This window comes from Streptomyces sp. NPDC041200 (assembly GCF_055591805.1).
This window is the reverse complement of sequence record NZ_JBVIZF010000017.1, coordinates 25,684-39,962: the sequence shown is the minus strand read 5'-3', so window position 1 is coordinate 39,962 and position 14,279 is coordinate 25,684. Positions and strand designations below refer to the sequence as shown.

Here is a 14,279-nt window from a genome sequence, read left to right as displayed (position 1 = left end):
GAGCGGGGGGATGGTTCAGCCGGGGTTCAGCCTGTGGCGAGGGCGGGGTCGCTCAGCCCCGCGCGTCCCGTCTCGACATGGCCCGCGAGCTGGCGTACGAAGGTGCGGTCGTGGTCGGACACCACCGTCAGGTCGTACCACTGGTGGCTGCGGCGCAGATCCGCGGTGTGCGTCACCCGCGCGCCCGGACGCAGCCGGTAGGTGTCCGCCTGCCCATCTCGAAGGCCGTCCCGGACGGTGAGCCGCACCGTGGTGCGGCCCGGGTTGCTGAGGGTCAGCCTGAGCTGGCCGGTTCGGCCGTCGTGCCGCGCGCTCACCTGCGGTCCCACGCCGCCCAGCTGCCCCGCGAACCGGCGCAGGAAGCCGTCCGGACCGTGCACCTCCAGGTCGTAGCCGTCCTTGCCCGGCGCCGCGCTCCACTCACCGGACAGCCGCTTGCCCGCCTCGACGGTGTAGCCCCACGGGCCGCCCGGGTGGCTGCGGGAGGTGACGTGGAAATGTGCGCCCGCGCGGCCGTGGCTGGCGAAGTCGATCCGCAGGGCGCCGTCGGCCGCGGTGGCGTCGGCGGCCAGGTCGTACGGCAGCGGCCGGGTGGGGCGCCGCCCGGACTCCTGCCGGGGCAGGGCGGGCTCGGCGGGGACCGTGGGCACGTAGTCGGGGTGCCGGTTGTGGTCCTTCGGCAGGTAGCCGCTGGTGTCCGGCATGGACGGCATGCTCGGGTCGGTGCGTCCGAAGTCGAACGCCGCGGTCAGATCGCCGCACACCGCGCGCCGCCACGGCGAGATGTGGGGCTCCTTGACCCCGAACCGCCGCTCGATGAACCGCAGGATCGAGGTGTGGTCCAGGGTCTGCGAGCACACGTAGCCGCCCTTGCTCCACGGCGACACCACGAGCATCGGGACCCGCTGCCCCAGCCCGTACGCCCCGGCCACCTGCGCGGACGAGCCGGGGAACAGCTCGCCGGAGGTGGTCACGGTCGACGCGCCGCGCCCGGTGGAGGGGGCGTACGGCGGCACGATGTGGTCGAAGAAGCCGTCGTTCTCGTCGTAGGTGATGAGCAGCGCGGTGCGGCTCCACACCTCGGGGTTCGAGGTCAGCGCGTCCAGCACCTGGGCCACGTACCAGGCGCCGAAGTTCGCGGGCCAGTTGGGGTGCTCGGTGAACGCCTCGGGCGCCGCGATCCAGGACACCTGGGGCAGCGTCCCGGCCTTCACATCGGCCTTCAGCTGGTCGAAGTAGCCCTCGCCCTTCCGGGTGTCGGTGCCGGTGCGGGCCTTGTCGTAGAGCGGGTTGCCGGGCGAGGCGTTCCGGTACTGGTTGAAGTACAGCAGCGAGTTGTCGCCGTAGTTGCCCCGGAAGGCGTCGTCGATCCAGCCCCAGCCGCCCTTGGCGTCCAGCCCGTCGCCGATGTCCTGGTAGATCTTCCAGGAGACCCCGGCCTTCTCCAGCCGCTCGGGATACGTCGTCCAGCCGTATCCGGCCTCCGCGTTGTCGAGTACCGGGCCGCCGCCCGTCCCGTCGTTGCCGGTGTAACCGGTCCACATGTAGTAGCGGTTGGGGTCGGTGGAGCCCATGAACGAGCAGTGGTAGGCGTCGCAGATGGTGAACGCGTCGGCCAGCGCGTAGTGGAACGGGATGTCCTCGCGGGTGAGGTACGCCATCGTCGTGGCCGACTTGGCGGGCACCCACTTGTCGTACGCGCCGTCGTTGAGGGCGGCGTGGGTGTCGCCCCAGCCGTGCGGGAGGTCCTGGAGGAACTGCAGGCCCAGGTCGTCCGCGTCGGGCCGGAACGGCAGGATGTCCTTCGTGCCGTCGGACTGGTGCCACACCGTCTTGCCGCTGGGCAGGCTCACCGGCCGCGGATCGCCGAATCCCCGCACCCCGCGCAGGGTGCCGAAGTAGTGGTCGAAGGAGCGGTTCTCCTGCATCAGGACGACGATGTGCTCCACGTCCCGCAGGCTGCCGGTGCGGCGGTTCGCCGGTATCTCCGCGGCGCGGGCGATGCTCGTGGACAGCAGGGGCAGGGCGGTGGTGGCACCGGCCAGTTGCATGAATCTTCGACGGTCCATCGCTGTCATGGGAATCCGGTCTCCTGTGGCGTCCGAAGTGGCGCGGGCAACCGGGGCAGTGTCGTCCGCCCGGCTGACGTGTACAACGGCGCCCGGAAGAAACGGCGGAAAAGCCTAGTTGAACTGTGGCCGCGACATTCAGGACGGGCGGCGCATTAACGTGGAGGTATGCGCGGCGACGCGGTGACGCTGGCCCTCTGCGGCGATGTGATGCTCGGCCGCGGTGTCGACCAGATCCTGCCCCACCCCGGCGATCCGGCGCTGCGGGAGCCGTACATCCGTGACTCCCGGGCCTATGTCGGGCTGGTGGAGGCGGCGAGCGGCCCCATCCCGCGGCCGGTCGGCTTCTCCTGGCCGTGGGGAGAGGCGCTGCCGGTGCTGGACCGGGCGGCGCCCGACGTCCGGGTGGTGAACCTGGAGACGAGCGTCACCCACGGCGGCACGTTCGCACCCGGCAAGGAGATCCACTACCGGATGAGTCCCGCCAACCTCCCCGGTCTGGCCGTGGTCCGGCCCGATGTCTGCGTCCTGGCGAACAACCATGTGCTGGACCGCGGGCGGCCCGGCCTCGACGACACCCTCGACTCCCTGGCCGCCGCCGGGATCCGGGTGGCGGGCGCGGGCCGGGACCTGCGGGAGGCACGCCGCCCCGCGGCCGTCCCGGCAGGTGACCACCGCCGCGTCCTGGTCTTCGCCTGCGGGACCGCCTCCAGCGGCATCCCGCCCGGCTGGGCGGCCAGCGGCGAGAGGTCCGGCGTCGACCTGGTGTCCGAGCACACGGCCGGTGACGCCGCCACGCTCGCCCACCGGGTACGGCAGCTCAAGCGGCCCGGCGACCTCGCGGTGGTCTCGATCCACTGGGGCACCAACTGGGGGTATGACGTCCCCGAGGACCAGATCCGCTTCGCCCACGCCCTGATCGACGACGGCGTGGACCTCGTTCACGGCCACTCCTCCCACCACCCCCGCCCCCTGGAGATCTACCGGGACAAGCTGGTCCTCTACGGCTGCGGCGACCTCATCGACGACTACGAGGGCATCGGCGGCTACGAGCGGTACCGGGACGATCTGCGGCTGCTGTACTTCGCCACGCTGCGGCCGGACACCGGTGCGCTCCTGGACCTGCGCATGGTGGTCTTCCAGGCCCGCCGGATGCGGCTGCGCCGGGCCCCGCACGAGGACGCCGCATGGCTCGCCCGCACCCTCGGCCGTACCGGCTCCGCCCTCGGCACCCGTATCGCCCTCGGCCGCGACGATGTGCTCACGGCGCACCGCGCCGGTCCCTGAGCTATCAGAGAACCTTGGAACGGACCAGGGCGCCCAGCACCAGCGCGCCCGGCACCAGCGGAAGCCACAGGGTGATGAAGCGGTAGGCGAGCACCGTGGAGGTGGCGGCCTCGACGGGGGCGCCCGCCGCGACCAGCGCGATGACCAGCGCCGCGTCGACCGATCCGATGCCACCGGGGGACGGCACCAGGGCGGCCACCGCCGAGGCGGCCAGATAGGCGAGCATCACATGCGGTGGCCATACGTCCAGCTCCAGCGCGAGCGCCACCGCCACCAGACCGGCCGCCTGCAGCAGCGGGAACGCCAGCGAACCGCCCCACAGGGCCAGCACCCGGGACGGCCGCAGATGCAGCGAGCGGGCGTCGGCCAGCGCGGTGCGCAGGAAGGCACGGACCCCCCGGCGCACCCGGCCGATCAGCAGCAGCCCCGCCACCAGGACGACCGCCCCCGCCCCCGCCGCCCACACCACAAGACCGGCGGTGCGCTCCGGCAGCACCGGCCCGATGCGCAGCGCCTCCGGGAAGGCGGCGAGCAGCACGAGCAACAGCAGGATCCGGGTGACGGCCTCCGCGAGGAAGTACAGGGCGAGCGCGGCCGATGAACGGGCGGGGGTCAGTCCGCAGCCCGTCATGAAGCGGATGTTGACCGCGCTCGCCCCGATGCCCGAGGGCAGCAGATGGTTGGCGGCGCCCGCGGCGAACTGGGTGGCGAACAGCCGCCGGGCCGGAAGCCGTTCCAGCACCGTGCCCTGCCGGGCGAACGACACAGCGACCCAGCCAAGACCCGTCGTCGCGACCGCCGTCAGCAGCCACCACGGGTCGGCGGTGAACATCTGACGGGCACCGGAACCGATCAGCGACCGGTGCTGGGCCACCCAGACGGCGACCGCGACCAGCGGCACCAGGCACAGCACCTGGCGCAGCGGAAGCCGCCGGGGGCGGGGCGCGGTGGGCTGGATGGGCGCCGTCTGCGGCATGGGCGCTGTTGGCCGCATCGTTCGTCCCCTACCCCGTCGCCGGGCGCCCGGTCGGGGCCGACCGCGGTGCCGGGGCGGGCGCCGGGGCCGTACCGGGCGCCGCCTCCCGCAGCGGCAGCGCCAGCAGCAGCCCGAGACAGATCCACACGTACGCGTTGCTGCCGAGGAAGCCGGTCACGCCGGTCGCGTCGAACCGCCACAGCCACACCAGGCTGCTGCAGAGGATCACATAGACCACCGCGGCCACCCGCAGCAGCGTCCGCCGCCGCCGCGGTGGCGTATCCGGCCGCAGTCCCGATTCGGCGAGCACGATGAGCGCCGGGATCAGCCACACCAGATGGTGCACCCAGGTGATCGGGCTGACCAGGCAGGCGGCGATCCCGGTCAGGGCGTAGCCCGCCGGTTCGTCGCCCACGGCGGCCGTCTGCCGCACCCGGTACGCCCACACCGCCAGCAGGGCCACCACCCCGGCCGCCCAGATGGCGCCACTGGGCTCCAGCGGGGCCACGAGCCGGGCCAGCACGCCCTCCCACGACTGGTTCGAGACGTACGACAGCACCCCGATGCGGTCGGTGTCCCACAGTGCCTCGGTCCAGTAGACCCGGGAGGCGCCGGGCGCGGCCCCCGCGGCGAGCAGGGTGGCGCCCACGGCGGTGGTCGTGGCGACGGCGGCGGCCCGCCACCGCCGGGTGACCACGAGATAGACGATGAAGATCGCCGGGGTGAGCTTGATGGCGGCGGCGAGACCGGTCCCGAAACCGGCGAAGCTGCCGTTCCCCGTGGCCAGCAGCCGGGCGTCCAGCAATACCAGGACCAGCAGCAGCAGATTGACCTGCCCGAAGCTGAAGGTGTCCCGCACCGGCTCCAGCAGCGAGAACAGCGCGCCCGCCACGGTGAACGCGAACCACATGTTCCAGCCCTGGCGGCGCACGACCGGCCCGATCAGCCAGGTCAGGATGACCGCCGAGGCGGCCACGTTGAGCAGCATGCTGACGCTGACCGCCTCCGGCCAGCTCAGCAGCGCCATCGGCAGCATGCACACGGCCGCGAACGGCGGATAGGTGAAGCCGTAGTCCGCCCCGTCCGCCCCGGGCGTGGTGAAGTCATAGATGTGGCCGTCGTGCAGCCACTGGCCGACGGCCCCGTAGTAGACGCCCAGGTCGAACCAGTCCCGGTGCAGGGGTACGAAGGCCAGGAAGAGCGCCGCGGCCGTGGTGAGCCCGGTCGCCAGCAGCAGCCGTCCGCGGGTCGTGGTGGGCCCCGTCACGCCGAACGCTCCGGCCAGTGCGCGCCCTTCGCGGAGGCCAGCCCCGGCCCGGCGGGGAACCCCGGCGCCCAGCGCGTGCACCACAGCACGCACAGGGCCAGCGCGCCACCGCACACCGCGAACGTGAGCTGCCGGGAATCCGGGGCGAAGCCGCTGGGCAGTACGGCCAGTGCGAGCACCCCGCTCACCCCGGCCACCGCCCGGCGCACCCAGCCGCTGGGCGCGGCCGCGGCGATCAGGAACAGCCCCCACAGCAGGTACCACGGCCGGATCGCCGGGCCGAGCACGGCCACCGCCGTCAGGCTCAGCCCCAGTGCGTACAGCGGGCCGCGGCGTGGTGGCCGCAGCCAGACGACCCCCACCGCCACCGCGGTCGCGAGCAGCCCGAGCGCGTGCCACGCCGGGGTGGCGAGCGGCGCCAGCCCGCTGCCGACCGCCTGCAGCAGGGCGCCGGTGGCCCGGCCGAGTGCGCTGGTCAGCGCCCAGTTGTCGGCGGAGGCGGGGGTGGAAAGGGCTCCGATCCAGCCGTAGCCGGTGCCGGTGACGGCCGTGGCCACGCCCGTGGTGACGAGCGCCAGCGCGGCCGTGGCGAGGAACACGCCGACGTGGCGCCTCCGGCCCGTCATCCGGCGTGCCCACAGCGAGGCCACCGCCAGCAGCCCCAGCGCGGCGGGCGCCTTGACCAGGGCGGCGAGCGTGACCAGGACGGCACCGCAGGCGGGCCACCGGCCGGTCGCGGCCACCAGCCCGGCGCCGAGCAGCCCCAGCATCACCGCGTCGTTGTGCGCCCCGCCCACCAAGTGCAGCAGCAACAGCGGGTTCAGCCCGCCCAGCCACAACGCCGCGCCCGGGTCGGTGCCGCAGCGCCGGGCCAGCACGGGCAGGGCGAGCACCATCAGGGCCACCCCGAGCAGCGCCATCAGCCGCAACCCGAAGACGCCCAGGGGCAGTTCGGCGCGCGAGGCGTGCGCGATCGCGCTCTCGAAGGCCAGCGAGACCGGGCCGTACGGGGTGGGCGTGTGCTGCCACACCGGCGCCACTTCGGCCGCGATCGGCCCGCCGAGCCGGACCGGGCCGTGGGTGTAGACGTCGATGTTCGCGTGCACCATCGCGCCCTGGGCGAGATAGCTGTACACGTCCCGGCTGAACAGCGGGGGAGTGGGCAGCAGCGGGGCCGCCCAGGTGGCGAGCGTCACCAGCAGGCCGCGGACGCCGGGCGGCCGCGGACCACGCACCTCGCGCCCCAGCCACCACCAGGCGGCCACCAGCAGCACCAGTCCGAAGTAGGTACTGACCAGGCCGAGCGCGGCTCTTCCGGAATCCGGCGTGAGGGCATCCCCCACGGGCAGCGCTCCGGCTGTCGCGCCACCCGCGGCGAGGGCGACCGAGCCCGCGAACCCGAGAAGCCGACAGTGATGCGGAGCGATGGCGACACCTTGGACGAGAACACGACGGACCAGCACCCGCCCCACACTTGCCGTGACGTATGGCCGAAACGTGACGCCGCGGTCACCGGTTGCTGACCGGGAGGTGTCGGCCGGGGCACCCGCCCGAGCCGGTCACTGCCCGAGCCGGTCACCCGCCCGGGCCGAAGGCCCCCACGAGCGCTCCCACCGGGGGCGCGCTGCCCTCGATCGACGACCAGGGCGCCTTGTCGGCCACCAGCTGGCGGAGTTTGAGCACTTCCCGGGGGCTGTTCCAGCCCAGCACCCCTACTACCCGCCCCCGGTGCCCGTAGGCGACCACGAAGTGGCGGTCGTCCAGTTCGCCGTGGAGCACGGCGAGTTCGGCTTCGGCCGGAAAGATGCCGTACGCCTGGATGTGGGCGTCGTACTGGTCGGTCCAGAAATACGGTACGGGGGCGAACGGCACATCGTCGCCGAGCAGGTTACGGGCGACGGCCTGGGCCTGCTCGGTCGCGTTCAGCCGGTGCTCCAGCCGCATGCGGGCGCCGAAGTGTTCGTTGTACCAGGACGCGACGTCACCGGCCGCGTAGACACCCGGTGCCGCCCGGCAGGCGGCGTCGCACTCCACGCCGTTGCTCAGGCACAGCCCGGACCCGGTCAGCCAGCCGACCGCCGGGACAGCGCCGATGGCGACCACGACGAGATCGGCGCGGAGCACCGTCCCGTCGGTCAGTTCGAGCCCGGTGACATGGCCACCGGCCGACAGGAACCGGGTCACCCCGGTGCCGCAGCGCATGGACACGCCGTTGTCCCGGTGCAGCTGTCCGACGAGCCCCGCGATCCGGTCGCCGAACTGGCGGCGCATCGGCACCGGCCGTGGATCGATCATGGTGACGTCCAGTCCCATCCGGCGGGCGGCCGCGGCGGCCTCGGCGCCCAGGAACCCCGCCCCGACCACCGCCACCGTGGGCCTGCGCTGGAGATCGGCGCGCAGGGCGAGCGCGTCGTCGAGGGTGCGCAGCAGATGCACCCCGGCCAGGTGGTGGGCGTCGGGCAGGCCGCGCGAGGTGACGCCGGTGGCGATGACCAGGCTGTCGTACGGGACGCTGTCGCCGCCGTCCAGCAGCACCCGCTCCGCGACGGTGTCGAGCCCGGTGGCGGACCTGCCGAACAGCAGCTCCGCGTCGAGCGCGTCCAGTTCCTCGTCCGTACGGAGCTTGATCCGGTCGTGCTCCCAGGTGCCCGCGAGGATCTGCTTGGACAGCGGCGGCCGGTTGTAGGGGGTGTGCGGCTCGTCGCCGATCAGGGTGAGCCGCCCGCCGTAGCCCAGTGAGCGCAGGGTGACGGCGGTGGTGAGCCCTGCCACCGAGGCGCCCACGATGACCACGTTTCCCGGGGTGCTCACGACTCGGCCAGGGCGATCGCCAGGCCGGGGCAGACGGCAGCCGCCCGGCGTACCTCGCCGTGCAGTCCGCTCGGCGGAAGGTCGTCGAGCAGGACGGCCAGACCGCTGTCGTCGCGCTGGTCGAACACCTCCGGCGCGGCGAGCACGCACTGGCCCGAGGCCACGCATCTGTCCTGATCTAACGTCACGTGCACGGAGTTCTCCACGCTTGGGGTGTCGGGCCGGGCGATGCGGGGCTGCCGGAGCAGCGGGCAACGGGCTCACCAGGTGGGCCGGTTGGTAAACGATCGTTCTGGAAGCGGCGACACGGAGGCTAGTTGGCCTTGCGTGCACAGCACAACACGCTGAGTTCAAAGATGGCCAATGAGGGACACATATGAGCCTGGCATGTGCACAAGCGGGTAAGCGCTCCGAACAAACCCGGTCAAAACTTAAAAGCGGCAGGTCATCAGTGAGCGTCGGCGCCGCGGTCCCGGCCTGCGCCGCCCGGCCTGCCGCCACATGCCCCGGCATCGGCGGTTGTCAACCGTCCACGGCTCACATGGCGGAAACGTACAGGTTACGAAAGCCGCGCCCGGTTCACGTACCGTCGAGGACCGTACCGATCACACGGACCTGACCCGACCCGGAATACGGAGGATCCTTGCGCGCGCTTTCCGCCCTGCCCGACTGGCTGGCGCACCCCCTGCGCGGGGTGCGGGCCCTGCGGGGCCCCGTGCCCTGGCCGGCGGTGCTGCGCGGAGCGCTCGGCGTGGGCCCCGTGGTGGCGGCGGGAGTGGCCACCGGCAACACACCGGCCGGCGTGACCGCGGGCCTCGGCGCGATGTTCGCGCACATCAACGACCGCCCGGCCACCCGTCGCACCCGCACCGTACGCATCGGACTCCCGGCTCTCGCGGGAGCCGTCGGCCTCTTCACCGGGGCCTCGTTCAGCACGCTCGGGCTCGGCCCGTGGATCGCCCTGGCGCTGGCCACCGTCGGGCTCGTCTCCGGCGCCCTCAGCGCCATCGGGCCGGTGTGCTCGGCGGCCGGAGTGCAGCTGATGGTGCTCGCCGTGGTGGGTGCCGGGATGCCGCTGCCCGAGCCCCCGCCGGTGCGCGCGGGCATGCTGCTCGTCGGCGCCACCTGGGTCATCGTGATGGCCTCGCTGCTGCCCAAGGCCCTCCGGTTCCGCCCGGCGGCCGCCCCCGGGCCCGACGAGCGCGGCGCGGTGGCCGCCGTGTACGACGCGCTCGGCGACCTGATGACGGTCGTCGGCACCGAGGGCGCCCAGTCCGCGCGGCGCCGCCTGACCTCCGCGTACGACGCCGCGTACGAAGCCCTCTACGGCCACCGCCTCCCGTGGCAGCGCCCCGACGAGGAGGAACGGCGGCTGCGGGACCGGCTCGCGGTGGCCGGAGGGCTGAGCGAAGCGGCGCTGACCCTGCTGTGGGAGAACGAACCCCTGCCCGACCGGGTCGCCCGCACACCCGCCCAGCTCGCCCGCTCGGTACGCACCGGACTGCCCCCGGGCCGCCTCCCCGCCCCCGTCCCCAGCACTGCGGGCAGCATCGCCGTCCACCGCGCGATCGTGCTCGCCGCCCGTGTCTTCGACGGCGAACCCGCGCCCCCGGTCGGCGCCGTCGGGCCCGGCCCCCGGCAGCGGCTGCGCCGGATGCTGGGCGCCGCCGGACGGGAGTACGCGGCCCGGGTCGCCCTCTGCGTCGGCGTGTCCACCCTGCTCGCGCGCTCCCTGCCGGGCGACCACTGGTACTGGCTCCCCGCCACCGCCACCTTCCTGGTCAAGCCCGACATGGGCCCGCTGGTCTCGCGCGCCCTCTCCCGCGCCTTCGGCACGGCGCTGGGCGTGGCCGTCTTCGGTGTGCTCGCCACGCTGCTCGGCCACACGACCGGGGTGGCCGGGCTGTGGCCGGTCGCGGTGGCGGCGGTGTGCGCCGCGCTCATCCCCGTCTCCGTACGCCACTTCGCGCTCCAGACGGCGGTCCTCACCCCGCTGCTGCTGTCCCTCGTCTACCTCGGCGGCGACACCGACCCCGGCTACACCCGGCTCACGGACACCCTGCTCGCCTGCGTGGTGGTGCTCGCCGCGGGCGCCCTGCCCGGACTCGGCGGCCCGCGCGCCCAGGTGTCCGTCCGGCTCTCCCTCGCCGTCCGCGCCACCCGCGACCACCTGGACCGGGTACTGACCGCCGAAGCGCCCTACGCGGAGCGGCTGCGGCTGCGCCGCGAGGCCTACCGCGCGCTGGCCGACGCACGCCGCGCGGTGGAGGTGGCGAGCGCCGAACACCCGCCGTTCGGCCGGGACTTGGCCGCCTGGGCGCCGGTGGTCTCGGCGCTGGAGGAGATCGTCGACGCCGCCACCGCGTGCGGTGTCCGGCTCGACCAGGGCGCGCCGTACCCCGACGCGGAGCTGATCGCCCGGCTGCGCGCCGGTCTGTCCGACCTCGCCGACGCCGTCGCCGCCCGCAGGCCCCCGACGGACCTGGTCCTGCCCGCCGGGGCGGCGGTGACGGACTGCGCGACCCTCGCGGACGTCACCGCCGGCCTGCGCAGGGCCCGCCGCCTGGCCTCGAACTAGGGGGCCCTCGCGGGCGCCCCGTGACGGCGCCGGGTCTCCGCGCCCGTGACTGTACCTACTAGTATGTACAGTCACTTGCCGGACCTGACCGAAGGAGAGCCGCTGCCATGCCATTCGTCCGTATCGACGCGCTGAGGGCCGACGCCGACCGGCTCGACGCGCTCGGCCGTGCCGTGCACGATGCCCTGACCGAGACGATCGGCTTCCCGCCCGACGACCGGTTCCAGGTACTGAACAGCCACGACGGCATCAGCAGCACTCTGCGCTACGACGACTACCTCGGTGTGCCCCGCGACGAGGGCATCGTGTACATCGCGATCACCATGCGCTCCGGACGCAGCCCCGCCCAGAAGCAGGCCCTGTACCGGCGGATCGCCGAACTCGCGGAGGAGTACGCGGGGACCGAGCCGCGCAACGTGTTCATCACCGTGACCGAGAACGCGTCGATCGACTGGTCCTTCGGCTACGGGGCGGCTCAGTACGCGGCCTCTTCCTGATCAGGCGCCGGAGCCCGCGGCCAGGCCCGTCACCCGCAGGGTGATGTTCAGCCGTCCCGTCGCGAGCCCCGTCGCCGGGTCGCCCGTGCCCGGGTGGACCTTGGGCACCCCGTGGTACGCGTAACGGGACGGGCCACCGAAGACGAACAGATCGCCGGAGGCGAGTCCGACATCGGTGTACGGCCTCGTACGGGTCTCGGTGTTGCCGAACCGGAAGACACAGCTGTCGCCGATGGTGAGCGAGACGACGGGCGCGCTGGACCGCTCGTCCTTGTCCTGGTGCATGCCCATCCTGGCCTGGCCGTCATAGAAGTTGATCAGCGCGGTGTCGGGGGTGTAGCCGTCCCCGGCCGCCTCGTCCTCGTAGGCGTCGCCCAGCGCGCGGCGGCCCAGCGCCACCAGCCAGTCCGGGAACGGGGCCACGGGCGCGCCGTTCACATCGTCCGCGGTGCGGGTGTAGCGGTAGGGCTGCCAGTGCCAGCCAACGCACACGGTCCGCACGGACATCACCCCGCCATTCGGCAGCCTGGTGTGCCGGATGGGCACCGGGCCGGTGGCCCAGGCGCGGCAGGCCACCACGAGTTCGCGCTGCTCGTCGAGGGTGAGCCAGCCGGGGACGTGGACCGCTCCGGGCGCTACGCGCAGCCGGGGCCGGGGGATCAGCGCGTCCATCGGTTCCCGGCCGTGGCGCCCTCCAGGTGCAGCAGCCGCTCCTTGCGCTCCAGGCCGCCCGCGTACCCCGCCAGTGAGCCGTTCGCGCCGATGACGCGGTGGCAGGGCCGTACGACCAGCAGCGGGTTGCGCCCGATGGCGGTGCCCACGGCGCGGACGGCGGCGCGCGAGGCACCGGCCTGCTCGGCGATCTGGCCGTAACTGACCGTCGTGCCGTACGGAATAGCCTCCAGCGCCTGCCACACCCGCTGCTGGAACTCCGTGCCGCCGGGGACGAATTCGAGGTCGAAGCGGGTGAGCGTGCCCGCGAAGTACGACCGCAGCTGGTCCACGATCCCGGCGAACGCCGCCTCGTCGCGCCGCCAGCCGTCTTGCACGGTGGCCCCGCGGGTCTGCTGGGGCACCGACAGGGACGCCAGCGCGGTGCCGCCGCCCGCGGTGGCGGACGGGGCGCCCACCAGCAGCAGTTCGCCCAGGGGGCTGTCGATCGTCGTGTACGTCGTGTGCGTGGTGCTGAGGGCCATGGCCCTGTCCTTTCCTTGCGTGGTCATCATGCGAGGGCGGCCGGGGTGGTGTCCTGCGCGGTCTCCGGCAGGGTCTTCGGGGCGTTCCAGAAGTGGTGCATGGCGTACGAGCGCCACGGCCGCCAGCGCTCGGAGTCCTCCAGGAACGCCCCGGCGCGGCGCGCCCCGGCCCGCACGGCCACGTCGCCCTCCAGCAGGACGTCCGGGTCGTCCAGCGCCCGCATCCGGATGTAACCGGCCGTCCACGGGCCGATGCCGCGCAGCGCCAGCAGCTCCTTCTCGGTCCGGTCGCGGTCGGCGCCGGTGTCGAGCCGTACCGCGCCGGTGGCGAGCGCGGTGGCCAGCGTGCGCAGGGTCGCGCGCCTGCTCTCCGGCATGCCGAGATCGGTGAGCGGGCTGTCGGCGAGGTCGTCGGCGCCCGGGAAGAGATGGGTGAGCCCGCCGCTGGGCTCCGTGAGGGGGGTGCCGTACGCGGCGACCAGGGCGTTGCCCAGCCGCTGCCCCGCGGCGACCGACACCTGCTGGCCGAGCACGGCGCGTACGGCCAGCTCATGCGCGTCGGCGGCGCCCGGCGAGCGCAGCCCGGGCCGCGCCGCCACCAGGGGCGCCAGCGCGGGGTCGGCGCCCAGCCGCTCGGCGACCGCGTACGGATCGGCGTCCAGGTCGAACAGGCGGCGGATCCGCTGGCTCGCGGTGGTCAGATCGCGCAGCTCGGTCAGGTGCAGCCGGCACTCCAGCCACCCGTCGCCGGGGCGCTCGTCGACCTCCACGACACCGCAGCCGTGCGGCAGCCGCAGGGTGCGGCGGTAGGTGCGGTCGCCGGGCTCGCCCACGACCTCCTCCACGCCGGTGAGGGCGCGGCGGGTGAGATAGCCGAACACCTCCGCGGTGGCGTACGGACCGCGGTAGGCGAGCCGCAGCGGCACCCCGGCCGAGGCCGCCCCCGGCACCCGCCGCCCCACCGCCCCGAACCGGGCGGTCCTGCCCGGTCCGGCGGCGCGCAGCTCGGTCGGGGTGGCGGCGTAGATCTCCCGGATGGTGTCGTTGAACTGCCGCACGCTGGCGAACCCCGCCGCGAACGCGATCTCGGCCGCCTGCAAGCCGGTCGTCTGCAGCAGGATCCGCGCGGTGTGGGCGCGCTGGGCGCGGGCCAGCGCGACGGGCCCGGCCCCCAGCTCCGCCCCCAGCTGCCGCTGCACCTGACGCGCGCTGTAGCCCAGCCGCGCGGCCAGCCCGGCCACGCCCTCCCGGTCGACGACCCCGTCCCCGATCATCCGCATCGCCCGCCCGACGGCGTCCGCCCGCGCGTTCCACTCGGCGGAGCCGGGCACCGCGTCGGGACGGCAGCGACGGCAAGCCCGGAAGCCCCCGCCCTGCGCCGCGGCCGCGGTCGGGAAGAAGCGCACGTTCTTGCGGTGGGGCGTGGTCGCCGGGCAGCTCGGACGGCAGTAGATCCCGGTGGTGGCGACGGCGAAGAAGAACTCGCCGTCGAAGCGCGCATCACGGCTGCACACAGCTTCGTACATGGTGTCTTCGCTCATCACATCCCTACTGTGCGCCATCCCGGGGCGGGGTGCTGGCGGAAATCGGACACGACG

General features: G+C 73.8%; 12 protein-coding genes. 3 read left to right on the top strand and 9 right to left on the bottom strand.

The features are described 5' to 3' along the window. Positions 1–26 precede the first annotated feature (26 nt). Positions 27–2,078 (bottom strand): phosphocholine-specific phospholipase C, encoded by a 2,052-nt coding sequence (locus tag ACZ6CL_RS29260; RefSeq protein WP_468940831.1) that lies wholly within the window; start codon positions 2,076–2,078, stop codon positions 27–29. Between the two features lie 159 nt (positions 2,079–2,237). Between ACZ6CL_RS29260 and ACZ6CL_RS29255 the strand changes: the two genes are divergently transcribed. Further along, positions 2,238–3,356 (top strand): CapA family protein, encoded by a 1,119-nt coding sequence (locus ACZ6CL_RS29255; protein ID WP_468940828.1) that lies wholly within the window; start codon positions 2,238–2,240, stop codon positions 3,354–3,356. Between the two features lie 4 nt (positions 3,357–3,360). On the opposite strand, the gene ACZ6CL_RS29250 is transcribed toward ACZ6CL_RS29255, so the two are convergent. The 5 genes from ACZ6CL_RS29250 to ACZ6CL_RS29230 form a co-directional block, all read right to left on the bottom strand. Beyond that, positions 3,361–4,350: a lysylphosphatidylglycerol synthase transmembrane domain-containing protein gene (locus tag ACZ6CL_RS29250; protein ID WP_468940826.1), complete on the bottom strand. Its 990-nt coding sequence runs from the start codon at positions 4,348–4,350 to the stop codon at positions 3,361–3,363. 10 nt (positions 4,351–4,360) lie between these two features. Continuing rightward, complete coding sequence (locus ACZ6CL_RS29245) at positions 4,361–5,599, bottom strand: glycosyltransferase 87 family protein (RefSeq protein WP_468940824.1); 1,239 nt, start codon at positions 5,597–5,599, stop codon at positions 4,361–4,363. Continuing rightward, positions 5,596–7,062: a polyprenol phosphomannose-dependent alpha 1,6 mannosyltransferase MptB gene (gene mptB / locus ACZ6CL_RS29240; protein WP_468940822.1), complete on the bottom strand. Its 1,467-nt coding sequence runs from the start codon at positions 7,060–7,062 to the stop codon at positions 5,596–5,598. The genes ACZ6CL_RS29245 and mptB overlap by 4 nt, the downstream gene beginning before the upstream one ends. 112 nt (positions 7,063–7,174) lie before the next feature. Further along, entirely contained in the window at positions 7,175–8,410 is a 1,236-nt protein-coding gene (locus ACZ6CL_RS29235; RefSeq protein WP_468940820.1) for an NAD(P)/FAD-dependent oxidoreductase, read from the bottom strand. Continuing rightward, positions 8,407–8,604, bottom strand: a complete 198-nt coding sequence (locus ACZ6CL_RS29230; protein ID WP_468940817.1) for a ferredoxin — start codon at positions 8,602–8,604, stop codon at positions 8,407–8,409. Before ACZ6CL_RS29230 ends, ACZ6CL_RS29235 begins: the two co-directional genes overlap by 4 nt. A gap of 449 nt (positions 8,605–9,053) precedes the next feature. On the opposite strand from ACZ6CL_RS29230, the gene ACZ6CL_RS29225 reads away from it, so the two are divergent. Beyond that, positions 9,054–10,988 carry an FUSC family protein gene (locus ACZ6CL_RS29225; RefSeq protein ID WP_468940816.1) on the top strand — a complete coding sequence of 645 codons (1,935 nt, stop codon included), beginning with the start codon at positions 9,054–9,056 and terminating at the stop codon, positions 10,986–10,988. 107 nt (positions 10,989–11,095) lie between these two features. Then, on the top strand, positions 11,096–11,485 hold the full coding sequence (locus tag ACZ6CL_RS29220; RefSeq protein ID WP_468940813.1) for a tautomerase family protein: 390 nt from the start codon (positions 11,096–11,098) through the stop codon (positions 11,483–11,485). Here ACZ6CL_RS29220 and ACZ6CL_RS29215 read toward each other — a convergent pair whose 3' ends face one another. The 3 genes from ACZ6CL_RS29215 to ACZ6CL_RS29205 are packed head-to-tail and all read right to left on the bottom strand — an operon-like array spanning position 11,486 to position 14,222. Next, the gene (locus ACZ6CL_RS29215; protein ID WP_468940811.1) at positions 11,486–12,157 is read right to left on the bottom strand and encodes an alpha-ketoglutarate-dependent dioxygenase AlkB family protein; all 672 of its coding nucleotides are present in this window, start codon (positions 12,155–12,157) and stop codon (positions 11,486–11,488) included. Next, positions 12,145–12,681 (bottom strand): methylated-DNA--[protein]-cysteine S-methyltransferase, encoded by a 537-nt coding sequence (locus ACZ6CL_RS29210; protein ID WP_468940809.1) that lies wholly within the window; start codon positions 12,679–12,681, stop codon positions 12,145–12,147. Before ACZ6CL_RS29210 ends, ACZ6CL_RS29215 begins: the two co-directional genes overlap by 13 nt. Positions 12,682–12,707: 26 nt before the next feature. Beyond that, positions 12,708–14,222: an AlkA N-terminal domain-containing protein gene (locus tag ACZ6CL_RS29205; protein ID WP_468940807.1), complete on the bottom strand. Its 1,515-nt coding sequence runs from the start codon at positions 14,220–14,222 to the stop codon at positions 12,708–12,710. Between the last annotated feature and the right edge of the window lie 57 nt (positions 14,223–14,279).

Excerpts from the sequence above, each read along its gene's own strand:
- ACZ6CL_RS29205 (WP_468940807.1), bottom strand. The coding sequence starts at position 14,222 with ATGAGCGAAGACACCATGTACGAAGCTGTGTGCAGCCGTGATGCGCGC.
- ACZ6CL_RS29250 (WP_468940826.1), bottom strand. The coding sequence starts at position 4,350 with ATGCGGCCAACAGCGCCCATGCCGCAGACGGCGCCCATCCAGCCCACC.
- ACZ6CL_RS29210 (WP_468940809.1), bottom strand. The coding sequence starts at position 12,681 with ATGGCCCTCAGCACCACGCACACGACGTACACGACGATCGACAGCCCC.
- ACZ6CL_RS29255 (WP_468940828.1), top strand. The coding sequence starts at position 2,238 with ATGCGCGGCGACGCGGTGACGCTGGCCCTCTGCGGCGATGTGATGCTC.
- ACZ6CL_RS29260 (WP_468940831.1), bottom strand. The coding sequence starts at position 2,078 with ATGACAGCGATGGACCGTCGAAGATTCATGCAACTGGCCGGTGCCACC.
- ACZ6CL_RS29220 (WP_468940813.1), top strand. The coding sequence starts at position 11,096 with ATGCCATTCGTCCGTATCGACGCGCTGAGGGCCGACGCCGACCGGCTC.
- ACZ6CL_RS29215 (WP_468940811.1), bottom strand. The coding sequence starts at position 12,157 with ATGGACGCGCTGATCCCCCGGCCCCGGCTGCGCGTAGCGCCCGGAGCG.